This window comes from Variovorax sp. Varisp85 (assembly GCF_047304045.1).
GTDB lineage: Bacteria > Pseudomonadota > Gammaproteobacteria > Burkholderiales > Burkholderiaceae_C > Variovorax.
The window spans coordinates 18,691-41,726 of the sequence record NZ_JBGLYN010000022.1; the positions used below are offsets into that span (position 1 = coordinate 18,691).

General features: G+C 65.9%; 17 protein-coding genes. 15 read left to right on the top strand and 2 right to left on the bottom strand.

The features are described 5' to 3' along the window. The 12 genes from ACCC97_RS11430 (at position 1) to ACCC97_RS11485 (ending at position 18,050) form a co-directional block, all read left to right on the top strand. The gene (locus ACCC97_RS11430; RefSeq protein ID WP_413332846.1) at positions 1-1,857 is read left to right on the top strand and encodes an AMP-dependent synthetase/ligase; all 1,857 of its coding nucleotides are present in this window, start codon (positions 1-3) and stop codon (positions 1,855-1,857) included. A gap of 37 nt (positions 1,858-1,894) precedes the next feature. Next, positions 1,895-3,073, top strand: a complete 1,179-nt coding sequence (locus tag ACCC97_RS11435; protein WP_413332848.1) for an ABC transporter substrate-binding protein — start codon at positions 1,895-1,897, stop codon at positions 3,071-3,073. A gap of 30 nt (positions 3,074-3,103) precedes the next feature. Continuing rightward, complete coding sequence (locus ACCC97_RS11440) at positions 3,104-4,282, top strand: ABC transporter substrate-binding protein (RefSeq protein WP_413332850.1); 1,179 nt, start codon at positions 3,104-3,106, stop codon at positions 4,280-4,282. 10 nt (positions 4,283-4,292) lie between these two features. Continuing rightward, positions 4,293-5,477: a lipid-transfer protein gene (locus tag ACCC97_RS11445; RefSeq protein WP_413332852.1), complete on the top strand. Its 1,185-nt coding sequence runs from the start codon at positions 4,293-4,295 to the stop codon at positions 5,475-5,477. Between the two features lie 79 nt (positions 5,478-5,556). Further along, positions 5,557-8,358 carry a LuxR C-terminal-related transcriptional regulator gene (locus ACCC97_RS11450; protein WP_413332854.1) on the top strand — a complete coding sequence of 934 codons (2,802 nt, stop codon included), beginning with the start codon at positions 5,557-5,559 and terminating at the stop codon, positions 8,356-8,358. 140 nt (positions 8,359-8,498) lie between these two features. Then, positions 8,499-10,058: a class I adenylate-forming enzyme family protein gene (locus ACCC97_RS11455; protein WP_413332856.1), complete on the top strand. Its 1,560-nt coding sequence runs from the start codon at positions 8,499-8,501 to the stop codon at positions 10,056-10,058. Between the two features lie 14 nt (positions 10,059-10,072). Beyond that, positions 10,073-11,206, top strand: a complete 1,134-nt coding sequence (locus ACCC97_RS11460; RefSeq protein ID WP_413332858.1) for an acyl-CoA dehydrogenase family protein — start codon at positions 10,073-10,075, stop codon at positions 11,204-11,206. A 62-nt stretch (positions 11,207-11,268) separates the two neighbouring features. Then, entirely contained in the window at positions 11,269-12,063 is a 795-nt protein-coding gene (locus ACCC97_RS11465; RefSeq protein ID WP_413332860.1) for an enoyl-CoA hydratase/isomerase family protein, read from the top strand. A gap of 52 nt (positions 12,064-12,115) precedes the next feature. After that, positions 12,116-13,324, top strand: coding sequence for an acetyl-CoA C-acetyltransferase (locus ACCC97_RS11470; protein WP_413332862.1), 1,209 nt, complete (start codon positions 12,116-12,118; stop codon positions 13,322-13,324). A 16-nt stretch (positions 13,325-13,340) separates the two neighbouring features. Then, positions 13,341-15,467 carry a 3-hydroxyacyl-CoA dehydrogenase NAD-binding domain-containing protein gene (locus tag ACCC97_RS11475; protein ID WP_413332864.1) on the top strand — a complete coding sequence of 709 codons (2,127 nt, stop codon included), beginning with the start codon at positions 13,341-13,343 and terminating at the stop codon, positions 15,465-15,467. Positions 15,468-15,523: 56 nt separating this feature from the next. Continuing rightward, a complete protein-coding gene (locus tag ACCC97_RS11480; RefSeq protein ID WP_413332866.1) occupies positions 15,524-16,579 on the top strand; it encodes a hypothetical protein in 1,056 nt (351 codons plus the stop codon). A 16-nt stretch (positions 16,580-16,595) separates the two neighbouring features. Then, the gene (locus tag ACCC97_RS11485; RefSeq protein WP_413332868.1) at positions 16,596-18,050 is read left to right on the top strand and encodes a phosphotransferase family protein; all 1,455 of its coding nucleotides are present in this window, start codon (positions 16,596-16,598) and stop codon (positions 18,048-18,050) included. Between the two features lie 133 nt (positions 18,051-18,183). Here the strand turns inward: ACCC97_RS11485 and ACCC97_RS11490 are convergent, their stop codons facing one another. Next, positions 18,184-19,206 (bottom strand): helix-turn-helix transcriptional regulator, encoded by a 1,023-nt coding sequence (locus ACCC97_RS11490; RefSeq protein ID WP_413332870.1) that lies wholly within the window; start codon positions 19,204-19,206, stop codon positions 18,184-18,186. Positions 19,207-19,972: 766 nt separating this feature from the next. Here ACCC97_RS11490 and ACCC97_RS11495 point away from each other — a divergent pair. The 3 genes from ACCC97_RS11495 (at position 19,973) to ACCC97_RS11505 (ending at position 21,957) form a co-directional block, all read left to right on the top strand. Further along, positions 19,973-20,956, top strand: coding sequence for a JmjC domain-containing protein (locus tag ACCC97_RS11495; protein WP_413332872.1), 984 nt, complete (start codon positions 19,973-19,975; stop codon positions 20,954-20,956). 99 nt (positions 20,957-21,055) lie between these two features. Continuing rightward, complete coding sequence (locus ACCC97_RS11500) at positions 21,056-21,493, top strand: hypothetical protein (RefSeq protein ID WP_413332874.1); 438 nt, start codon at positions 21,056-21,058, stop codon at positions 21,491-21,493. Between the two features lie 173 nt (positions 21,494-21,666). Further along, positions 21,667-21,957, top strand: coding sequence for a hypothetical protein (locus ACCC97_RS11505; RefSeq protein ID WP_007834733.1), 291 nt, complete (start codon positions 21,667-21,669; stop codon positions 21,955-21,957). 244 nt (positions 21,958-22,201) lie between these two features. Here the strand turns inward: ACCC97_RS11505 and ACCC97_RS11510 are convergent, their stop codons facing one another. Beyond that, entirely contained in the window at positions 22,202-23,026 is an 825-nt protein-coding gene (locus ACCC97_RS11510) for a ferritin-like domain-containing protein (RefSeq protein WP_413312073.1), read from the bottom strand. Positions 23,027-23,036: the final 10 nt, after the last annotated feature.

A 23,036-nucleotide genomic window follows, 5' to 3' on the forward strand; every position in this document is an offset into this window, starting at 1 on the left:
ATGCCCAGACTCTGGAACCTCGATCACCTGGCGCCGCACCACGACATCGTGATGCCGGGCGACACCGTACCGCGCATGTTTTGGAACGCGGTCGCCGCACGCGGCGACACCGTGATGATGCGCCAGAAGGCCTTCGGACTGTGGCAGGCCTGGAGCGCGCGCGATGTCGGCGTGATCGTGCGCGAGCTTGCCATGGGCCTCGCGGCCGCCGGCCTGCAGCCGGGTGATTGCGCGTCGATCCTGTCGAACACGCGCGTCGAGTGGGTCTGGTTCGACATGGCGGTGTTGAGCGCCGCGGGCGTTTCGAACGGCATCTATCCGACCGACTCGGCGGGCCAGGTGCAGTTCCTCTGCGAGGACTCGGACACCGTGGTGCTTGTGGTGGAGGACGAGGAACAGCTCGACAAGGCGCTGGAGGCACGAGCGCGTCTGCCACGCCTGCGCAAGATCGTGCTGATCGACCCGACCGGCCTGTCCCGGTACAGCGACCCGATGGTGACCACCCTCGAAGCGCTGCGCCGCGAAGGCGCCGCCTACGACCAGGCCCATCCCGGCGAGTTCGATCGGCTGTGCGCGCTGCGCGGCCCCGACGAACTGGCCATCCTCATCTACACCTCCGGCACGACCGGAAAGCCCAAGGGCGCTATGCATTCGCACCGGGGCCTACTGGTCGTGGTGCAGGGGCTGAACGTCTTCCTGCCGCAGGACGAGCGCGATGAACGCATGTGCTTCCTGCCGTTGTGCCATGTGGCCGAGCGCGTGGTGGGCCTGTACGCCTCGATCTACACCGGCACGCGGATGAACTTCGTCGAGAACCCCGACACCGTGCCGGAGAACGTGCGCGAGATCGCGCCCACGGTCTTCGGCGGGGTTCCGCGGCTGTGGGAGAAGTTCTATTCGGCCGTGACCATCGCCGTGAAGGAAGCTGGCCCGCTGCAGCAGGCGCTGTATGCCTGGGCGTTGTCGGTGGGGCACGCAGCCGCTGAGCGCGTGCTCGCCGGTCAGCCTGTTGGCGGCTGGCTCAAGCTCAAGTACCACCTGGCCGGCTTGGCTGCGTTGAACAACGTGCGTCGCTTCATCGGCATCCAGCGCTGCCGCTTCCTGGTCACCGGCGCGGCGCCGATCTCGCCCGACTTGATCCGCTGGTATCTGGCACTGGGCCTGCCGATGCTCGAGGCCTGGGGGCAGACCGAGTCGGGCGGCATCTCGACTTCGATGCCGCCGGGCCGGATCCGCCTGGGCACCATCGGCACAGCCAGCGCCTACAACGAGGTGCGTCTCGACCCGACCACGGGCGAGCTGCTGGTGCGCGGGCCCAATGTCTTCATGGGCTATCTCAATCAGCCTGAGAAGACCGCCGAGACCATCGATGCCGAAGGCTGGCTGCACACCGGCGACGTCGGCGCAGAGGACGGCGATGGCTTCTTCCGCATCACCGACCGCATGAAGGACATCATCATCACGGCCGGCGGCAAGAACATCACGCCCAGCGAATGGGAGAACGAGCTCAAGTTCTCGCCCTATGTGACCGATGCGGTGGTGATCGGCGACCGACGCGCCTACCTCAGCGCGATCGTGATGATCGAGCTGGAGAACGTCGAGAAGTTCGCGCAAGACCACGACGTGCCTTTCTCCAACTACGCGAGCCTGGCACGTGCGCCCGAGATCCTTGCGCTCATTCAAGAGGAGATCGAGAAGGTCAACAAGAAGTTCGCGCGCGTCGAACAGATCAAGAAATTCTTCCTGCTCGAGACTCAGCTGAGCGCCGAGGACGAGGAGCTCACGCCGACGATGAAGCTCAAGCGAAGCTTCGTGCAGAAGAAGTACGCCGAGCAGATCGAAGCGATGTACCGCTGACACCGCTGACTACAACCACCCGAAGGAGACAAGCACCATGAAGAAGATCATCCGCCACGCGCGCTGCCTGCTGGCAGTGTCCGCCGTCGCTTTCGCCGCAGCCGCGGCGGCTCAGACCCAGGGCGTGAGCAAGGACGAGATCGTGCTCGGCACGTTGCAGGACCTGTCGGGACCGCTCGCCGGCTACGGCAAGGACTTGCGCAACGGCATGCTGCAGCGCGTCGCCGAGGCCAACGACAAGGGCGGCGTGCACGGCCGCAAGATCAGGCTGCTGGTCGAAGACAGCGGCTACGACCCCAAGAAAGCCGTGCTCGCGGCGCAGAAGCTGGTCAATCAGGAAAAGATCTTCGTTATGGCAGGCTCGCTGGGCACCGGCGTGAACAACGCCGCGCTGCCGGTGCAGAACGCCAAGAGCGTGATGAACTTCTTCCCGGCGGCGCTGTCGCGCGACATGTACGAGCCCATCAGCAAGCTCAAGTTCGCCTTCTTGTCTTCGTACTATGACCAGATCGCGCCGGCCTCGGCACGCCTGTTCAAGGAGAAGAAGGCGCAGAAGCCCTGCATCATCTACCAGGACGACGAGTACGGCCTGGAGATCCTGCGCGGCGTCGAGGCCGGGCTCAAGAACGTCGACGCGGCACTGGTCGAGAAGACCAGCTTCAAGCGGGGCGCCACCGATTTCTCTTCACAGGTGGCGCGCCTGAAGGCGGCAGGCTGCGACTTCGTGGTCACCGGTACGCTCATCCGCGAGACCGTGGGCACGATCAACGAGGCGCGCAAGCTCGACTTCAACCCGACCTTCCTGGGCGCCTTCGGCACCTACACCGATCTGATCCACAAGCTGGGCGGCAAGGCGATGGACGGCTTCTACTCGACGATGACGGTGCAGCACCCCTACGAGGACACGGCGCCCGAGGCGCTCAAGCCCTGGATGGCCAGCTATCGCACCCGCTTCAACGAAGCGCCTTCGGCCTACTCGATCTACGGCTACGTGATCCTCGACCGGCTGGTGCGGGTGATGGACAAGGCCGGTCCCCAGCTCGACCTCGACACGCTGGTCAAGAGCCTCGAGTCGTTCAAGGTGCCGGCCGACATGTTCGGCATGCCCGAGATGAGCTTCGGCCCGGACCAGCACCTGGGCTCCAACAAGGCGCGGCTGTCGCAGATCCAGGATGGCCGCTGGAAGGTCGTTCTCGACTACGACCAGGCGAAGTGATCTCTCTCACCTGACGAACTGGAGCATTCCATGCAAATCGACCGGATCGCGCGCTTCGGCGCCGCGGCTGTGCTGGGTCTTGCGGGCGCCGCTGCGTCGGCCCAGACCCAGGGCATCGGCAAGGACGAGATCACCCTGGGCAGCGTTCTGGACCTCTCGGGCCCGGTCGCGGGCTACGGCAAGGACGTGCGCAACGGCCTGCTCATGGGGGTGGCCGAGTTCAACGCGCAGGGCGGGGCGCACGGGCGCAAGCTGCGCCTGCTGGTCGAGGACAACGGCTACGACCCCAAGCGCACCGTGCTGGCGGCCCAGAAGCTGGTGAACCAGGACAAGGTGTTTGCGCTCGTCGGCACCTTCGGCACGCCGCACGCGCTGGCGGCGATGCAGGTGCAGGCGCCTAAGGGCGTTTTCAGCCTGTTCCCGATGGCGCTGTCGCGTGACATGTACGAGCCACTGAGCAAGCTCAAGTACGCGATGCTGCCGTCATCGGTGGACCAGATCCGCGGCGTAGTGCCGGGGATCTATCAGCGCAGCAAGGCGCGCAAGGCCTGCACCCTGTACCAAGACGACGACTACGGGCGCGAGGTGGTGCAGGGCGCCGAGGCCGGCTTGCAGTCGATCGGTGCGGTGCTCGCCGAGCGCACCAGCTACAAGCGCGGCGCGACCGACTTCTCGTCGCAGGTCGCGCGGCTGAAGTCGGCCGACTGCGACTTCGTGGTGCTCGGCACCGTGATCCGCGAGACAGTGGGTGCGATCGCCGAGGCACGCAAGCTGCAATACGCGCCGACCTTCGTGGCGGCCTCGACCGCCTACTCGGACCTGATCCCGAAACTGGGCGGCAAGGACATGGACGGCCTCTACGCGGTGACCACCGCGCAACAGCCCTACCTCGACGATGCATCGCCGGCCATTGCTGCCTGGGCGGCGCGCTACCAGGCGCAGTTCAAGGAAGCGCCGACCGTCTTCTCGGTCTATGGCTTCACGATGATCGAACTGTTGGCCAAGGGCCTGCGCAAGGCCGGTCCCGATCTCGACGCCGAGCGTTTCGGCAAGGCGATGGACAGCCTGGGTGACGTGCCGGGCGACATGTTCGGCAATCCGCCCATGCACTTCTCGCCGACGCGGCACCTGGGCTCGGACCGGTCGCGTCTTTCGCAGCTGCAGGGCGGCCGCTGGAAGGTCGTGCTGGACTATGACCAGATGCAATGAAGGGATGCCGATGAACCGCAAGGTGATTGTTGCCGGCGTAGGCATGCTGCCCTTCGCCAAGCCCGGGGCCAGCGAGAGCTACCCAATGCTCGGCGCTCGCGCCGCCAAGGCTGCGCTGGACGATGCGCGGGTCGACTACCAGTCGGTGAACCAAGTCTACGCCGGCTACGTCTATGGCGACTCCTGCAGTGGGCAGGCGGCGGTCTACCACGTCGGGCTCACCAGCGTGCCGGTGATCAACGTCAACAACAACTGCGCCACCGGCTCCACCGCGCTGTTCCTGGCGCGCCAGGCGGTGGCCAGCGGCGCGGCAGAGTGCGTGCTGGCCCTGGGGTTCGAACAGATGGCGCGCGGCGCGCTGGGTGTGCATTTCCAGGACCGCCCCGATCCCTCGCAACGCCTGCTCGACACCATGCAGCAGATCCAGGGAACGGACGCCGAGGCGCCCATTGCGGCGCAGCTGTTCGGGGGCGCCGGGCGCATGCACATGCAGCTCTACGGCACCCGCGCCGACACCTTCGCTCGCATCGCGGTCAAGGCGCGACGCCATGCGCAGAACAACCCCAACGCGATCTTCCGCCAGCCCCTGACGCTCGACGAAGTGCTGGCCTCGCCGGCCGTGTTCGACCCGTTGACCCGGCTGCAGTGCTGTCCGCCGACCTGCGGCGGTGCCGCAGCCGTGCTGTGCTCAGAGGACTTTGCACGTCGCCATAGCCTGGACGCCCGCGTCCGGATCGCGGCGCAGGCCATGAGCACCGACGGCAACAGCAGCTTTGACGAGAAGGACATGCGCAAGCTGGTCGGCTACGACCTGACGCGCCGGGCGGCGCAGCAGGTGTACGAGGCAGCCGGCATCGGCCCCGACGACGTCCCGGTGGCCGAGCTGCACGACTGCTTCACCACCAACGAGCTGCTGAGCTACGAGGCGTTGGGCTTCGCGCCCGAGGGCGGTGCCGAGCGTTTCGTGCTCGACGGCGACAACACCTACGGTGGTCGCGTCGTGACCAATCCTTCGGGCGGCTTGTTGTCCAAAGGCCATCCGCTGGGTGCGACCGGGCTGGCCCAATGCGCCGAGCTGGTGTGGCAACTGCGCGGGCAGGCCGGCGCCCGGCAGGTCGAGGGCGCGCGTGTCGCTCTGCAGCACAATCTGGGGCTCGGCGGCGCCTGCGTGGTGACGCTCTACCAACGGGACTGAGGCCGTGCACGGCGATGGAACCCTGACCCCGGTCCGTCGCCACGGCGGCGCGGACGTGACGAACCTCGAGGAGCCTGCCATGCCGACCGGCACCCCCGGTCACACAGACGATCCCACTCGCCGGAGTGCCGCGCCTCCGGTCACGGTGCCGCAGCCCGCGCTGCGAACGTTCCCGCTGGCCGGCAAACTTCGCCCACCGCTTGCCACGGCGTTCGAGCTGCAGCGCACCGAAATCTGCGAGCGCATCTTCAATGCCGGCGCCGCGCGGCTGGTGTTGTTGCGTGCGCCAGCGGGCTTCGGCAAGACCACGGTGATGCTGCAGGTGCGCCGGCGCTTCGAGGAAACCGGACTGCAACAGGCCTGGCTCACGCTCGATCGCGCCGACAACGATGTCGGGCGCTTTCTGGCGGCGTTGACGGCTTCGCTGGAGCCGCTGATTCCTGCGCTACGCAAGCTGCAGCCGCTCGACGGACAGGGGCCGGACGAACTCGCCTTCGCCTTGATCGATACTGTGGCGGCGCATCCGGCACCGCTGGCGTTGTTCCTTGACGACTTCGAGGTGCTGCAGAGCCCCGTCGTGCTCGGCCTGGTCCAGGAGTTGATCGATCAGTTGCCGCGCGGCGCGCAGCTGATCATCGGCTCGCGCGGAGTGCCCGAGCTGGGGCTGGGCCGGCTTCGCGCACGGGGTCGACTGCTCGAAGTCGAGCCGACGCAGTTGCGCTTTTCCGAGGCTGAGGTCGATGGATTCCTGCGCCAGCAGCGCGGCCTCACCTTGCAGCCGGAGGACATCCGTCGCCTGCACCGCAGCACCGAGGGCTGGGCTGCGGCGCTGTGGCTGGCGTCCGTGACGCTGGAGCACCGCGACGAGCCGGGCCGGTTCATCGCCGGCTTCTCGGGGTCGAACGCGGCGGTGGTTGACTACCTGGTGGAAGACGTGCTCTCGCGGCAGTCCGACGATGTGCGCGGTTTCCTGTTGCGCACCAGCATCCTGGCTCAGCTCAATCCGTCGCTGTGCGATGCCGTGTGCCAGCGCGACGACAGTGCCGCCATGTTGCGCGTCCTCGAACAGGCCCATCTGTTCCTCATCCCGCTGCAGGCCGACCACAGCGAGTACCGATACCACGGCATGTTCGCGGAGTTCCTGCGGGCCCAGCTGGCCCGACAGCACGCGCAGGAGATTCCGGCGCTGCACAGCGCCGCTGCGCAGTGGTTCCTGGGCGTCGGGCGCCCGGTGCCGGCGATCGAGCATGCGCTCGCGGCCAGGGACCTGGCGCTCGCGTTTCCGCTGCTCGAGGCCGAGGCCCATTCGCTGCTCGACCAGGGGCGTGTCAGGCTGCTGTCGCGCTGGCTCGATCCGCTGCTTGAAGCCGGGCAGCTTGCCGACCGTCCGATGCTCCAGGTGCTGCACGCCTGGGCTGTCTGCCTGGCGCGCGGACCGCGGGCCGCAGCCCCGTTGCTCGAGCGGCTGGAGCAGCGCACCGACGATGACGTCGAGGTGCGCGCCCACCGGCTGGCGATGAAACCCTTGCTGATGGTGCTGACAGACCGTATCGATGAGGCGATGCCGCTGACCACCGAGCTGTTGGTGGCGCTGCCCGTCGAGGCCACCTTCGCGCGCGGCTTCCTGGAAGTGGTGCTGGCCAACCTAGCCATGATCGCAGGGCGCTACCACGAGGCCCTTCGCCTGGTCGATGCGGCGCGCAGCCGCCAGCCCGAGCACAGCAGCAGCTTCAACTTCGCCCTGTCCGAGGCGGCGGAGGGCGCGGTCGATCTGACGCAGGGCCGGCTGCGCAAGGCCATCGCACGCCTGCGGCTGGCGGTGAGTGCGGGCACGGTCGATCCTTCGCGCGCCACCAATGGCAACGCCATGGCCGGCGTGCTGCTGGCCGAGGCCTTGTATGAAGCCGACCAGTGCGAGCAAGCCGAGCGCCTGCTGGCGGTCTACATCCCGCTGATCTGCCGGGTCGGCATTCCGGACCAGTTGATCTGCGCGCACGTGATCATGGCCCGCATCGCGCTCGACCAAGGCGATGCCGACCGCGCGCAGCAGTTGCTCACCGAACTCGAGCACATTGGACACCGCGACGGGCTGTCGCGCGTGGTGGCGAGCGCGCGGCTCGAACGCGTGCGCATGGCGGTGGTGGAAGGCCGACTCGCGCGTGCCAGGACCGAACTCGATCGCTGCAACGACAAGCTGCTGTGGGCGCGCGTCTCGCGCCTCTCGTTGCGCGCCAATGTGGTCGAGACCTACGACGTGGCGCAGGCGCGTTGGTCGATCGCCAGCGGCCACGCCGCGGAGATGGTTGCTCCGCTGCGCCAGGAGCTTGACGCCGCCGAACGCGCTCAGCGCGAGCGCCGGGCGCTCACATTGCGGCTCCTGCTGGCCCAGGCCCTCTACCGGGACGAGCAGCGCAACAAGGCGATGCGCGTGCTGGCCAAGGCCGTTTGCCTCGCGGCCTCCGAAGGGTACGTGCGCGCCTTTCTTGACGAAGGCCCGCTGGTGCTGACGATGCTGCGCGACCTGCGCTCCGCGCCCAATGCGCTGCTGGACGAGGATGCTGCCGTCTCCGACGATGCCCCGTTGGCTTTCATCGACCGGATGCTGCGCGAGCCGATCACTGCCGTCGCAGGCGGCGAAGCGATCGCAACCGAGGCGGGCCAGCGCATGGGCGCGTCAACGCCCAGTGAGCTGCTCACTCGCAAGGAGATCCAGGTCATGCGGCTGGCGGCCGAGGGCCTGTCGAACGACCAGATCGCGGAGCGTCTCTTCGTCGCCGAGACCACGGTGCGTACACACCTGCGCAACATCAACGTCAAGCTCGATGCGCGCAACCGGATGGAGGCGATCGCGTTCGCGCGGCGCGCGGGACTTATCGTCTGAGCGTCCCGGCTTCGCGTGGGGAAAAGCGCCGGCGCAATCTCGTCGGATGCGACGATATCGAGGCGCCATGCCGATTGCACACTCGGCGCCGTGTCGCGACGACCTCTGTGGCGCGACCCCACAAGAATCCGGAGACTTTCATGCCCCTCACCCTGGCGCTGCACAAGGCACGACGTGAACATCCCGACCGGCTGGCGGCCATTTGCGGCGACCGGCGTACCACCTACGCGGAGCTGCATGCGCAGGTCGCGCAACTGGCGGGCGGCCTGCACGCCGCGGGCGTGCGCCGCGGCGACCGCGTGCTCGTGCTGGCACCCAATACCGACCGCTTCCTGGCCGTGGCCTACGCCGCATGGTGGCTTGGCGCGGTGCTGACGCCGCTCAATTGCCGCTGGAGCGTTGACGAACTGGCCTTTGCGCTGGCCGACAGCGGCGCCAGCGTGCTGCTGCTGGACGACGCCTTCGTGCCGCTGCTGCCGGCCCTGCGCGAGAAGTCGCAGTCGACGCCCACCGTCGTTGCCATAGGTGAATCTGGCAAGGCGCCCGAAGGCGCGTGGCGCTACGAGGAACTGCTCGGGCACGGCGCTCCCATGGACGATGCCTATGTCGGGGGCGATGCGCCGGCGGTGCTGCTCTACACCGGCGGCACCACGGGCCGCTCGAAGGGCGTGCTGCTGTCGCATGGTGGACTCCTCGGCAACACACTCGCGTCCATCGCCATCGGCGAGCGCGCGCCCGGGGCGATCTGCCTGCACGCGCTGCCGATGTTCCACGTCGGCGGCCTGGCGGTCGTGCTGCAGGCCATGGTGGGTCAGTGCACGCAGCTGATGCTGCCGGTCTTCGACCCGGCCGTGTTCCTGGCGTTGATCGCGCGCGAACGCGTGACCGAGGCGGCGCTGGTGCCCACCATGATCAAGCGTGTGGTGGACCACCCGGACATCTGCAGCCGCGACCTGTCGAGCCTGAAACGCATGTACTACGGCGCCTCACCAATCGACGGCACATTGCTGGAGCAGACCATCGCATGCCTGCCCGATGTCGGGTTCACCCAGTTCTACGGCATGACCGAGACCGCGGGCATCGCGGTGGCGTTGCCGGCCTGGTGCCACAGCGCTGAGAGCCGTGCGCGAGGCCGCCACCTGGCCGCGGGCGTGCCGACACCCTGCATGGAGGTGCGGGTGGTGGACCCGGAGGGGAATGACCTGCCCGCCGACGCGGTCGGCGAGATCTGGCTGCGCGGCCCGGGTGTCATGCTGGGCTACTGGAACCTGCCTGAGCAGACCGCGCAGGTGCTGCACCAGGGCTGGATGCGCACAGGCGACGGCGGTCGGCTCGACCCCGAGGGCCTGCTGCATATCGTGGACCGGCTGAAGGACATGATCGTCAGCGGCGGCGAGAACATCTACTCGACCGAAGTCGAGAACGCGATCCTCTCGCTGCCCGGCGTGGCCCAGTGCGCGGTGCTCGGCGTGCCCGATGCCGACTGGGGCGAGCGCGTGCACGCGGTGCTGGTGCTGCAGCCCGGCGCGCAGATCGACGAGGCCCGCGTGATCGCGCACTGCAAGGAGCGGATCGCCGGCTACAAGTGCCCGCGCAGCGTCGAGTTTCGCAGCGAATTGCCGGTGTCTGGCGCCGGCAAGCTGCTCAAGCACCAGCTGCGCGAAGCGTACTGGCAAGGCCGCGAGCGCCGCGTCGCCTGAAGGAACACCACCCCATGAACCGAAACCTCTTCCGTCCCGAGCACGAACTCTTCCGCGACAGCGTGCGTCGCTTCCTGCAGCAGCATGTCGGCCCGAAGCTCGAGGGCTGGGCCGAGCGGGGCTGCTTCGACCGCGCGGTGTTCAGCACCGCCGGCGAACTCGGCCTGCTGTGCCCGACCGTGCCCGAGGCCTATGGTGGCCCCAGCGCCGACTTGCTGTACTCAGCCGTGGTGCTCGAGGAAGCGGCGCCGTACAGCAACTTCGGGTTGTCGCTGACGATGCACTCCGAGATCGTCACCAACTACTTCCTGCACTTCGCTAGCGAGACGCTGAAGGCGAAGTGGCTGCCGCGCATGGTCAGCGGAGAGGCCGTCGCGGCGCTCGCGATGACCGAGCCCGACGGCGGCTCCGACGTGAAGGCGGTGCGTGCCACCGCGCTGCGCGAAGGGGACCACTATCGGCTCAATGGCGCCAAGACCTTCATCTCGAATGCCACCACCTGCGACCTCGTGGTGGTGGTTGCCAAGACCGACCCGGCGGCCGGAGCCAAGGGCGTCAGCCTGCTCGTGGTCGACACCACGCTGCCCGGCGTGAAGAAAGGTTCGCCGCTCAAGAAAATCGGCCTCAAGGCGCAGGACACCGGCGAGTTGTTCTTCGAGGATGTCTTGGTGCCCGTCGACCACCTGCTTGGCGAGGAGGGGCGCGGCTTCGCGTACCTGATGCAGGAGCTGCCCTGGGAGCGGCTGCAGATCGCGGTGTCGGCCATCGCTGCCGCGGAAGACGCCTACCGCATGACGGTCGAGTACGTGCGCGGCCGCCGTGCCTTCGGCCAAGCTGTCGCAGATTTCCAGAACACCCGCTTCGTGCTGGCCGAATTGAAGACTGAGATCCGCATCGGTCGCACGTTTGTCGACCGATGCCTGCAGCAGCTCATGCAAGGCGAGCTCGACGCCGAAGCCGCCTCGATGGCCAAGTATTGGTGCAGCGACCTGCAATGCAAGGTGGTCGACGCCTGCGTGCAGCTGCATGGCGGCTATGGCTTCATGGCCGAGGTGCCGATCGCGAGGGCGTACGTTGACGCACGCGCACAGCGGATCTATGGCGGCACCAACGAGATCATGAAGGAGCTCATCTCGCGCAACCTCTGAGCGGGCCGAATTCGTCGGATGCGACGATACCGGGCGGGTTCGCTGCGGCGACAGTTCCAGGCATGGGACATCAACCGCACAACGGCATCGCAGTGGCCGGCATCACACTGCAATTCCAGGACGCGGTCGCCACGATCGCGATCGACCTTCCCCAACCCAAGAACAGCTTTCGCGTCGAGAACGCTAAGGCCCTCGGCGCCCAGCTCGATGCTGCGCTCGAAGGCGGCGCGCGCTGCGTGGTGCTGCGCGGCGCCAGTGCGGTGTTCTCGGCGGGCTGGGACATCGGTTCCATCGACCCCGCCGCAGATGACCCGATGGCCATGATCGGTCAGGTGGTCGGCCCGCTGTGCCAGCGGCTGCGGGCTCTGCCCGTGCCCACCATCGCCGCGGTGGCGGGGCCCGCGCTGGGCTTCGGCTTCGGGCTGGCGCTGTGCTGCGACATGGTCCTGGCAGAAGAAGACGCGCTCTTCGGCAGTCCGTTCCGGCACATCGGCATGGTGCCCGACACCGGCGCCCACAACATCCTGCTGAGCCGCACGGGCTTTGCATTGGCCTCCGAGCTGATCTACACCGGTCGCCTCGTGAACGGCACCGAGGCCACCGCGCTGCGCCTGGTCAATCGAGCAGTGCCCACGGGTGCCGTGGCGGAAGAGGCGCAGAAGCTGGCGCAGAACATCGCGAGCGGGCCGACCGCGGCCTTCCGCCTGTCGAAAGAGGTGCTTCTGGAAGGCGGTGATTTCGATTCGATGCTCGCCCACGAAGCACGCCAGCTGCAGAAGGTGTTCGCCACTGACGACCTGAAGGAGGGCATTGCAGCCTTCCAGCAGCGCCGTCGCCCCGCTTTCACGGGCCGCTGATTCGCGCGCCGAGGCACTCCACAACCAACGACAAGAACCCTAAGGACGACAGATGACAGAAGCCTACATTCTCGACGCCGTGCGCACACCACGCGGCCGGGGGCGCGCCAACGGCGCGCTGCATGAAGTCGCACCGGCGCGCCTCGCCGCCCAGGTGCTCCAGCAGATCCGCGACCGCAACCGGCTGGATACGGCGCTGGTCAACGATGTGATCCTCGGCTGCGCCGAGCCGGCGCTGGAGCAGGCGTCGAACATCGGCAAGGCCGCAGTGTTCGCGGCCGGCTACGACCATGCGGTGCCGGGCGTGCAGCTCAACCGATTCTGCGGCTCAGGGCTGGAGGCCTGCAACTTCGCCTCGGCGCTGGTCAAGTCGGGCCAGGCCGAACTGGCCATCGGCGGGGGCGTGGAGAGCATGTCGCGCGTGCCCATGTTCGTCGGCGGCGGGCCCTGGATCACCGACCCGCAGATCACCATTCCGAACCACATCGTGCCGCAGGGCGTGTCGGCCGACCTGATCGCCTCGCTCTACGGCTTCAGCCGCCAGGACGTCGACAGCTACGCGGTGGAAAGCCAGTGCCGCGCAGCCGTCGCCTGGGCCGAGGGTCGCTTCGCGAAATCGGTGGTGCCTGTGCGCGACATGAACGGCGTGGAGATCCTGGCGCAGGACGAGCACGTCCGCGCCGACACCACGATGGACACGCTGGCCAAGCTCGAGGCTTCCTTTTCCGTGCAGGGCGAGAAGATGGGCTTCGACGCGATGGCGCTGCAGCGCTACCCGGAGCTCGGTGCGATCACGCATGTGCACCACGCCGGCAATTCGTCGGGCATCGTCGACGGCGCCTCGGCGGTGCTGATCGGCTCGCGCGAAATGGCCGACCGGCTCGGGCTGAAGCCGCGCGCGCGCGTGGTGTCCTTCGGCACCATCGGCAGCGAGCCGACCATCATGCTGACCGGCCCCGCGCCGGCCGCCGAAGCAGCGCTCAAGCGGGCCCGCATGAGCGCCGGCGACATCGATCTGTTCGAGTGCAACGAGGCCTTCGCCGCGGTGGTGCTGCGCTTCATGCAGGCGCTGCGCGTGCCGCACGACAAGGTCAACGTCAACGGTGGGGCCATCGCGATGGGCCATCCACTGGGGGCGACCGGCGGCATGCTGCTGGGCACGCTGCTTGACGAACTCGAACGCCGCGACTTGTCGACCGGCTTGGTCACGCTGTGCGTGGGCGGTGGCATGGGTTCGGTGATGGTGATTGAACGCGTCTGACGCAGGAGCAAGAAAAATGATCGACTACACGCTCGATGCCGACGGCATCGCCACCCTGACCTGGAACGTGGCCGACCGGCCGATGAACGTGCTGAACCTGGCGTCCATCGCCGCCTTCGACGCGGCGGTCCAGCGCGCCATCGGCGACAGCGCCGTGAAGGGCGTCATCGTCACCTCGTCGCGGCCCGAATTCGTGGCTGGCGGCGACCTCGACCTGATCCGCCGCATTCGCACGGCCGAGGAATCGATGGCCAGCTCCGGCCCCTTCAGCCGCACGCTGCGCACGCTGGAGACCTCGGGCAAGCCCTTCGTCGCCGCGATCAACGGCACGGCGCTGGGCGGCGGGCTCGAGATCTGCCTGGCCTGCCATCGTCGGATCGTCGCGGACGACGCGAAGATCCAGCTTGGCGTGCCCGAAGTCTTGCTGGGCTTGCTGCCGGCCGCTGGCGGTACTCAACGCCTGCCGCGCATGATCGGCATCAAGGCCGCGCTGCCCTACCTGCTCGAAGGCCGCAAGGTCGCACCGGCGCAGGCACTCGAAGCCGGCTTCATCGACGAAGTGGTGCCGGCCGACCAGTTGCTGTCGCGCGCCAAGGCCTGGGTGCTGGCCGAAGGTCCGCAAGCCACCGTCAAGTCCTGGGACGCCAAGGGCTTCAAGTTTCCGGGCGGTACGCCGCAGACGCCGGGGCCGACGCAGCTGTACTTCGGCATTGCCGGCAACCTGCTGGGCAAGACGCAGGGCCTGTATCCCGCACCCGAAGCCATCCTGGCGTGCGTGTACGACGGCTGCCAGGTCGGCATCGACGCTGGACTGAAGATCGAGCAGCGGCAGTTCGCGCACTTGGCGACTTCGGCGGCGACCAAGAACATGATCCGCACACTCTTCTATTCGATGGGCGAGGCCAACCGGCTCGCGCACCGACCCAAGAACGTGCCCAAGCGCGACTACACGCGCATCGGCGTGTTGGGCGCCGGCATGATGGGCGCGGGCCTGGCGCACGTGAGCGCGCTGGCCGGCCTGCAGGTGGTGCTGCTGGACACCAGCCTCGAAGCGGCGGAGAGGGGCAAGGCCTACGGCGCGAAGATCCTCGACGCCCAGGTTGCCAAGGGCCGGATGACCGCCGACGTGCGCGACCGCACGCTGGCGCTGATAGAGCCGACCACAGACTACGCGGCGCTGGCGGAGTGTCAGATCGTGATCGAGGCGGTGTTCGAAGATCGCGCCGTCAAGGCTGAGGCCACCCGCCGGGCTGAGGCCGCGATAGCGCCCGACGCGATCTTCGCGTCGAACACCTCGACGCTGCCGATCACCGGGCTGGCCGAGGTGTCGGCGCGGCCTGCGCAGTTCGTCGGCCTGCATTTCTTCTCGCCGGTCGAGAAGATGCCACTGGTCGAGGTGATCCGCGGCAAGGCGACCGCCGAGGCCACCATTGCCCAGGCACTCGACTTCGTGAAGCGCATCCGCAAGACGCCGATCGTGGTCAACGACTGCCCGGCGTTCTATGCCAACCGTGCCTTCGGCATGTTCCCCTACGAGGCCATGACGATGCTGGCCGAAGGCGTGAACCCCAACCTGATCGAGAACGCCGGCCGCATGGCGGGCATGCCGATGCCGCCGCTCGCGCTCATCGACGAGTTCTCGGCCGAGTTGCTCTACAAGGCGCTCAAGCAAAGCCGAATGGACCAGGGCGCCGCCTATCGCGAACAGCCGCAGGACGCCGTGCTCGTGACCATGGTGGAGAAACTCGGGCGGCTCGGCCGCAAGGTGGGCAAGGGCTTCTACGACCACCCGGCCGACGGAAAGAAGACCTTGTGGCCGGGCCTGGCGGAGCTTTATCCGCTCGCCGCCGATCAGCCGGACGTGGAGCAGGTGCGCCGGCGTTTGATGCATGCGCAGTCGCTCGAGGCGGCGCGCTGCCTGGCCGAGGGCGTGGTCAGCGCACGTGATGCCGATGTCGGTTCGTTGCTGGGCTGGGGATTTCCGGCGGCCCTGGGTGGCGCGGTCAGCCACATCGATACCGTGGGTGCGGCGCGCTTTGTCGAGGAGTGCGACCACCTGGCGCGTCATCACGGTGAACGCTTCGAGGTGCCATCGGCACTGCGCGAGCTGGCGGCTGCGGGTGGCCGCTATCTGGAGGCTTGAAGTGGCCGCGCTTCTTCATGGCGTGAGCTTCATCGCGCTGGCCGGCAGGGGCTGACATGGACTACTCCGGCCGCTACCGCCCGGTTCGCCCGCTGCGACCGGAGGACGACTTCAACCATCCGGTCGAAGCGCATCCCTTCTTCAACGAGAGCCGCTACGTCCATCTGATCGATGGACGTCAGCGCGTCGGCGGCTGGTTCCGGATCGGACAGCGCGCGAACCAGGGCTTTTCCGAGATGACCGTGTGCCTGTACCTTCCGGACGGACGCGTGGGCTTTATGTTCGCGAAGCCTGGGACGATCAGCCAGGACGGCGTCGAAGCCGCCGGGCTGCGCTTCGACTTCGATCAGCCTATGCAGCGTTCGCGTTTGCACTACGCCGGGCCGGTCCACGTGATGGCAGATGGTGCGGCGATGGAGAACCCGCGAGCCGCCTTTACACCGCAATCACAGGTGGATGCCGAGATCGCGTTGGTCTTCGAAGCCGTAGCACCCGCTCACGGCGGCGAATTGCTGGGCGACGAGGGCGAGCCCTTCGACGAAGGGAAGGGGCGCTACTTTGCACGGGCGCACTACGACCAGTCAGTGAGAGGGCAGGGCACGCTGCGCGTCGGAGAGACCTCCTGGGAGATTTCAGGCCATGGCCTGCGCGATCATTCCTGGGGTCCACGGCTGTGGCAAGCGATTCCGTGGTATCGCTGGTTTCCCTGCACGTTCGGCGATGGCTTGGCGATGTGCGTGATCGTGGTTCAGAAGGGCGACGGAGAACTGCTGGAAACGGGCTACGTGCACGACGGCAGCGGCCGCCTGCGCCATGTGCACAGCGTGCGGCTGCAGACGCGCTATGACGCGCGAAGCTATCCCACGGGCTTCTCTCTGAGCTTCGAGAACGACGTGGGCCAACGCTACGACATCGAGGGCGAAGTGCTCGCTAGCGTGCCGTGCCGGCATTGGCGCAAGCTGCCCGATGGGCGCACCGACAAGTCGCGGATCATGGAGTGCATGACGCGCTATCGCCTGGGCGAGCGCGTCGGCTTCGGCATGGCGGAGTATCTCGACCATCAGGATCCTGCTGACGGTGACGCGTTCGAGGGCATCCGTGCAGGCCGTTGACGCAGATCGATTGCTGATGGCACTGCGTCGCCACCGCCCCGATGCGTCGGCCATTGCTGCGCTGAGAGCGGTTTCAGGTGGTGCGAGCCAGGAGGTCTGGTCTTTCGATGCCTTGTCGCCGCGTGGCGCGCAGGGGCTGATCCTGCGGCGTAGCCGCCAATGGAGTGAGAGCGGCCAGCAAGGCAGCGCAGGCATGGCCGCCGAGGCCGCGTTGTTGCGATCCGCCCTGGAGGCCGGTGTGCCGGTGCCCGAGGTGATCGGCGAACTGTTGCCATCCGACGGGCTGGGCGATGGCTACCTGATGCGACGGGTGGAGGGTGAGTCGTCGGCTCGCGCGATTCTTCGCAATTCGGATTTTGCGCAGGCACGGTGCACCCTGGCTGCCGAATGCGGCGCACTGATGGCTCGAATCCATGCGATGCCGGAGGCGAAGTTACCTTGTCTGCGCCGCGGCGGTGCGGTGCAGGAGCATCGACATTGGGAAGCGGCACATCGCGCCAACGGCACGCTGCGGCCGGTGTTCGAGCTGGCGCTGCGCTGGCTTGCGGAACATGAGCCCGCGGATAGCGAGCCATTGGTGCTCGTTCACGGCGATTTCCGCAACGGCAACCTCATGGTAGGCGCGGACGGCGTGCGGGCGGTGCTTGACTGGGAGCTCGCGCACCTGGGCGATCCGATGGAGGATTTGGGATGGTTTTGTGTCAATTCTTGGCGCTTCGGTAACGTGGGGCTGGAGGCCGGAGGCCTGGGCACACGGGCGCAGCTCTTCGCTGGCTACGAGGCCGAATCGGGGCGGCGTGTGGATGAGGAGCGCGTTCACTACTGGCAGGTTCTGGGCACCCTGAAGTGGGGTATCACATGCGACGCGATGGGGCTAGCCTGGCGCAACGGGAGCGACCGCAGCATCGAGCGGCTCGCTATCGCGCGGCGTGTCTCGGAAGTCGAGGTCGATCTGCTGGTTGCGATGGGCGAGATTCGGCCGGCGCTCCTGCGCGAGCGGGCAGACCGCGAAATTGGCGTCTTCGAGCCGGACAACCCAGAGCCGCCGCCGGCCTCCGCTGAAGAGCTCACCATCGCAATTTCCGAGTTGATGCTTGCCTCCACCGCAACCGGCGTAGGCAGAACGAATCGCGACGCCCGAATCGGCGTCAGCCTGCAGTCCACGCTAGCGCGCGAGAGTGAGATGGGCGCGCGCCTAGCGAGCGAGGAGGCCGATCGCATCCACCAGATACTTGGCATGCAAGCTGGACTGGAGCGGCTTCGCGCAGTACTTTGCACAGCCATTCGGAATCGCAGTTCAGTCTGTGATGCTGCAACGTTGAGCGCTCACTTGTGGGCTACCGCGCTGGGTCAACTTGCCATCGATCAACCGCACTATCAGTGGCGCCATATCGGCTCAGATACAAATCCAACCTATCTTGAGCGACTGTCCGAATGTCTGGAAGTTGCGCGCGACGATGAACGGGCATAAGCGAATGGGCTCATTGCTGCAGTTGATCGTGATTTATCAACGTCGGCGAGAATCAACGTTCCTTCGGCGGGCGAGATGCGATCCAGGCATCAAGTTCGTCTTTCCGGTAGCTCTGCTTTGACTCTCGTTGGCTTCAGAGGCGCGACGCGCGTGTCCTCGAGGCGAGCCAGTTTTCAATTTCGCTTTCCAGCCAACCGACGCTTGAACTGCCGAGTTTCACCTGCTTGGGAAAGGTGGGGTCATAGCGCGGGGAGTTTGCGTCGAGTCGGTCATATATGGCCGAGCGCGACAACGAGGTTCGGGCCTCGACTTGGCGCCGGCGCAAGATCACGGTGGCAGTGCTGTGCTGCGTGGGTGCTACCCAAGCTTCTTGGCTTTCCCTCGGTGATCGCTCAGTCTTGCTGTCCTGTCGGGAGGATGGCGGCTTCATTTTCGGCCGCGGCGATGCCGCGATTGACGTCGTTACGGGAGCAGCGAAGTCAACGAGTGCTGTCGTCCCTTCTGCGCCTTTGGTCGAATTTTCTTTCACCAAATCACTTTGGTGATCGGCTTCAAGTGCTTTGGGCGGTATTGCCGCTTTTGTGGCCGAAGCTTTCAGTTTCGATGCGGAGTGGGTGGAGCGAGAGGCCGGATCATCAACCGTGCGAAACCGATGTGCCTTGAGGTAGTTCAACGCATCTTCGCGACGGATGAAAGTGTTCTTTCCTGCACGGCCCTCGTCGATGTGATGCTGATTGAATGCGATGAGATTGCCTGATGCGATTTCTTGTTGAAGTGCGAGGCGATGCTGCTCCTGAATTTGGAGTATCTGGTAGCCGTTGGCGGCAACCGCTTCTTCGCTCACAAACACGGGCCTCCAAGGGAGGCGGTCGGGATGCTTCAGATAGGCATCCATGAACGCCTCTCGCTCTTTTGGGGGCATGCCGGCGTGTGGTGGCAGACCTGGCAGGATTCGAAGCAGCGCTGTTCGTTCTGCCGCTGACATATCGGATTGAACCTCGAGATCCGAGGTCGGCAGCTTTACGAGTTTCTTCTGGAGCCAGGCATAGTCTTCGGCTTCTCGCATGCTGGGGCAGATGGACTTGGCGATGAGCCGGGTGAAATCCCAAAGATCGATGGGATCATCGAGGGGAAGTTGGATATCGGTCTTCTGCACGCCGGGTCTTCTCGAAAAGTTGCCTTCCGTCCTTTCGATTGCTCGAAGGGAGGGCGTGGGGCCCTCACTTCAACTGTACCAACCTTGATTGCCAGAAAGGGTTGGGAAGTAAAGAAGACGGGCGCGTGCATTTCTGCGCATGGCGCAAGGGCCGCCACCACGGTGGCGCTCGACTGGTGCGAGTGAAAGGGCTGCTGCAGCTATCCGGCTGACCATTCGGTCTGGCCGGTCGCCGAGTCCGTACGCGCACACCTCGAGGGCATTTGCACCTGAGTCGACGGAACATGCCTACCGATGTTCGCGGGATACCGCGGGGTGCAAGCAGGGTGCTTAGTCCGATATCGCGTCGCGGGAGGGCAACAAATTCACTCGGGCAGCATCCTCAAGGGATTCGAATCCCAAGTTCAGGGGAACAAAGCGGGGAACAAGTATTGCATCCAAGGGATGATCTTCAATTTTCTTGGGAGGTAGAAGAACTAATTCGATTCCCTTCACCCGCTCCATGCCTGCTACGCAGGCCATGTCATCGCCGCAGCGAACGCACCTACTCGCCGGGTACAGGCGGTATGTATTTCCCAGCCTGCTCAAGGCTCGCGCGCTCAACAACCTCCTCGCTGCCATAGGGACTTTCCCGACAAGCCTCCCGTTGTCAGGTGGAGGTCAGGTATTCGATCCAGCATTGAAATAGAAAGTACTACTTTCGCTCGCAGGCCTTGCCCGAGCCTCGGTTCGGCGGCAGGGGCCCAAAAGCGATCTGGAGGGTGCGATGCGCGTGACCAACTTGAATTGGGTCGGGACTTCGGAAACGACGTTTCGCGTGTGGCCGGATGACCCTGGCGGCTTCTCCACCCAGAGGATCACGCCGATGCACCACAACTTTCACGAGCATCCCCTGTTTCAGGTGCCCGAACTCGTGAAGCTCGGGATGGAACTCTCGAAGCTGGACCAATGCAGGTTCATGAACCCGAACAGGACGGTCGCGTCCACGCTTGCGCACGACAGCCGGCATCCTGACGGGCGCAGCATCGAGGAATTCTTCCAGCGCATGGAGGAGCCGGGTTCGTCGGTTTCCTTCTACAACATCGAAGTCATTCCCCGCTATCAGGCCCTGCTGATGTCGGTGGTGAATTCGATGCGCGCTCTCGTCGAACGTGAGCAGCCGGACATCTTCAGGGTGAACGGATTCGTCTTCTTCTCTGCGCCGCCGTCCGTCACGCCCTTTCACATCGACCGAGAGAACAACTTCTGGCTGCAGTTGCATGGGCACAAGACCCTCAACGTCTGGGATCACCGCGATCGCACCATCGTGCCGGCCGATGCCGTGGAGGACTTCATCGTCACGCAGTCGCTCAAGAAAGTGCGTTTCGACGAAGCGTTCCTGCCGCGCGGGCTGGAGTTCAATGCGCAGCCAGGGGATGCCATCTATTTCCCGAGCACCTCGCCCCACATGACGAGATCCAAGGTCGACGGGGCTGGCCCAGGCGATCGCCTGTCGATTTCGATCGGGGTGACCTTCTACACCGCTGCCACGCGCGAGGTTGCCCGCATCCATCAGGTGAACCGGCTGATGCGCAAGTGCGGCCTGTCCCCCTCGTATCCGAGGGAATCGCCCACCGCGGACGCAGTCAAATCGGCCCTCGGCGGCATGGTCGGTGCAGGGCGCGCCAGGCTCGGCGCCGCGCGCGCCCGGCTCATCAGCATGACGACGGCGCGACGTTTCAAGCACACGCCGCCGCCCGGCTCCTACTGAAGAACGTGCCTGCGCCGGGCCGCTCCCTCCCGCTCGAACTGCGGTGGCATGTCCTTCGATGCTCACCCCACCGAGGAGGAGGCTGGCACCATATCGAGCATGAAATTCAAACCCACCAGGCTGGCTGTCCATCTGCTCCTCGCCGCGGCAGCCGGGTCGTGCGCCGCTGGAACGATCGTGTGCGCGCCTGCTTCGAGCGGCGCAGGGCCGGCTCCCTGGATCCGCAGGATCTCGATCGACGAGCACTCTCGCACCGTCAACATGGACGTCGTTCGCCAGAGGACGAAAGACGCGGACACCATGGGCAAGATGAGGGCCGAGCTGCTGAGCATGGACGAGACCCAGGGGGGCGAGCCGGTCTACGTGTTCAACGCCATTCCCGCCGCGAGTGACGAAGTTACGCACCTCTTCAAGCTGTTCAAGGCAGGGGAGTGGCGCCTGATACGTGCCGGGGTGACGTTCGTCGGCAAGGTGCCGGCACTGCGAACGATCGAGACAAGCACGGTCCTGGATTGCAAGCGGTCGGACTTGGGGTAGCTTCGTCGCCATCGGATCAAACAAAGAACGGACAACGTGCCACGGGCATGGAGCAGGGGCGGAAATGCCGCAACAAAAGCAGGTAACCCGAAGGTAGGCGTGTTCCGACAGACTTGAAGGCTGGCGCGGAGGAACATGGCTTCCCACCGCACCCTCGCGGAAAGGAGCGTGAAATGACGTTCGACTTCTTGTTTCGCCCGACTCACACCGCGTATCTCCGGCGCGCGGCGGCACTTCTGGAAGAGGCGCAGATGGCGCGCATCGAGCATCAGGCTGCGGCAGAGCATCACAGCGCCCTCGCCAGGATGTACGCCGAACGCGTCAGGCGTCTCGAGAACGAGCTCTATCGCCAGCCGCAGAATGTGGCGCACGGAATGCCCGCCGAAGGTGCCGCCGCCGACGAGCGGCCGCAGTTGTATTCGCTGGACGGAACCCGCAAACCCGGGCTGACTTCGGCGACCTGAGCCAGGGGGCGGCCTCTGGGCCGTGCGTGGGGCGAGTCCAAAAAAATACCCGCCGAAGCGGGTACGAATAGCCCATGGAGGGGCGCTCTGGGCACTGACCGAGAGCTCTTCTTTTATGGGCCCTGTTGCGTGACAGCATCGGTATCGTCGATGCCCCCCTGGGGTCCGGGTGTCAGTCGGAAATAGGCAGTTGCCGTAGGACACTCATAAAAACGTGAACTATTTGGCAATATTTTTCCGGCCATCAGCGCAGGAACACGTGCCGCATGAACTGCATGATCGGGTACTGGATGACCGTCTGCACCTTTGCCGGTAGTTCCAGCGGCCGCATCAGCATCTTGAGCGTGTGGCCGGGGCTCAGGTTGGTGCGGATGGTGCTGTTCATGTCCGCGCTCAGTTGCTGCACGTAGGCCGTGTCGGTGGCGCGGCCGGGCGAGCGCGTCTTCACCACGTGGCGGATCGCGCAGTCGGCGTCTTCGCTCTTGAGTTCGAGCGTGCGGCGGCCGATGGTGCCCATCACGCGCAGGCGGCCCAGCTTTTCCTGCTCGCGGTAGCGGCGGAAGAAGCGGTAGAAGTGCTTGTAGTGGTTGACCTCGTCGGTCGCGATGCGGGTCGCCAGGTCCCGCAGCACGGGTTCGTCGGTGCAGCGCGCCATGGCGCGGTAGTAGGTGGCGGTGCCGGTCTCGACCACGCAGCGGGCGGTCATTTCGAGGGCGCGGGTCGGGGCCAGCAACTCGACCTTGCAGTAGGTCGCGTATTCCTCCAGGAAGCCCTGATAGGCGACATCCCATTCGAACTCCGGCCAGACGTGGCGGACATATGCGCGCAGGGCCCTGCCGTGCTGCAGTTCCTCGAGTTCCCAGTGGTTCGACAACCAGTCGGTGACCTCGTCGTCGCCCCGGAAAAAATCGACCAGGTTGTGTGTGTAGAGGTCCGAGCCGCTCTCGACGAAGGAGGCGGAGGTCACCAGGTAGAAGAGATTTTCGTCCGGGCGTACCTTGTCGAGCGCGATGCGCGAGAAATCCAGGTCTTCGATCTTCCAGTGCTGATCCGCCTCTTGGCTTGCCATTCGAGCTCCT

Bases quoted from the DNA above. Each gene is read 5' to 3' on its own strand.
- ACCC97_RS11430 (WP_413332846.1), top strand. From the start codon at position 1: ATGCCCAGACTCTGGAACCTCGATCACCTGGCGCCGCACCACGACATC.
- ACCC97_RS11435 (WP_413332848.1), top strand. From the start codon at position 1,895: ATGAAGAAGATCATCCGCCACGCGCGCTGCCTGCTGGCAGTGTCCGCC.
- ACCC97_RS11440 (WP_413332850.1), top strand. From the start codon at position 3,104: ATGCAAATCGACCGGATCGCGCGCTTCGGCGCCGCGGCTGTGCTGGGT.
- ACCC97_RS11445 (WP_413332852.1), top strand. From the start codon at position 4,293: ATGAACCGCAAGGTGATTGTTGCCGGCGTAGGCATGCTGCCCTTCGCC.
- ACCC97_RS11450 (WP_413332854.1), top strand. From the start codon at position 5,557: ATGCCGACCGGCACCCCCGGTCACACAGACGATCCCACTCGCCGGAGT.
- ACCC97_RS11455 (WP_413332856.1), top strand. From the start codon at position 8,499: ATGCCCCTCACCCTGGCGCTGCACAAGGCACGACGTGAACATCCCGAC.
- ACCC97_RS11460 (WP_413332858.1), top strand. From the start codon at position 10,073: ATGAACCGAAACCTCTTCCGTCCCGAGCACGAACTCTTCCGCGACAGC.
- ACCC97_RS11465 (WP_413332860.1), top strand. From the start codon at position 11,269: ATGGGACATCAACCGCACAACGGCATCGCAGTGGCCGGCATCACACTG.
- ACCC97_RS11470 (WP_413332862.1), top strand. From the start codon at position 12,116: ATGACAGAAGCCTACATTCTCGACGCCGTGCGCACACCACGCGGCCGG.
- ACCC97_RS11475 (WP_413332864.1), top strand. From the start codon at position 13,341: ATGATCGACTACACGCTCGATGCCGACGGCATCGCCACCCTGACCTGG.
- ACCC97_RS11480 (WP_413332866.1), top strand. From the start codon at position 15,524: ATGGACTACTCCGGCCGCTACCGCCCGGTTCGCCCGCTGCGACCGGAG.
- ACCC97_RS11485 (WP_413332868.1), top strand. From the start codon at position 16,596: ATGGCACTGCGTCGCCACCGCCCCGATGCGTCGGCCATTGCTGCGCTG.
- ACCC97_RS11495 (WP_413332872.1), top strand. From the start codon at position 19,973: ATGCGCGTGACCAACTTGAATTGGGTCGGGACTTCGGAAACGACGTTT.
- ACCC97_RS11500 (WP_413332874.1), top strand. From the start codon at position 21,056: ATGAAATTCAAACCCACCAGGCTGGCTGTCCATCTGCTCCTCGCCGCG.
- ACCC97_RS11505 (WP_007834733.1), top strand. From the start codon at position 21,667: ATGACGTTCGACTTCTTGTTTCGCCCGACTCACACCGCGTATCTCCGG.
- ACCC97_RS11510 (WP_413312073.1), bottom strand. From the start codon at position 23,026: ATGGCAAGCCAAGAGGCGGATCAGCACTGGAAGATCGAAGACCTGGAT.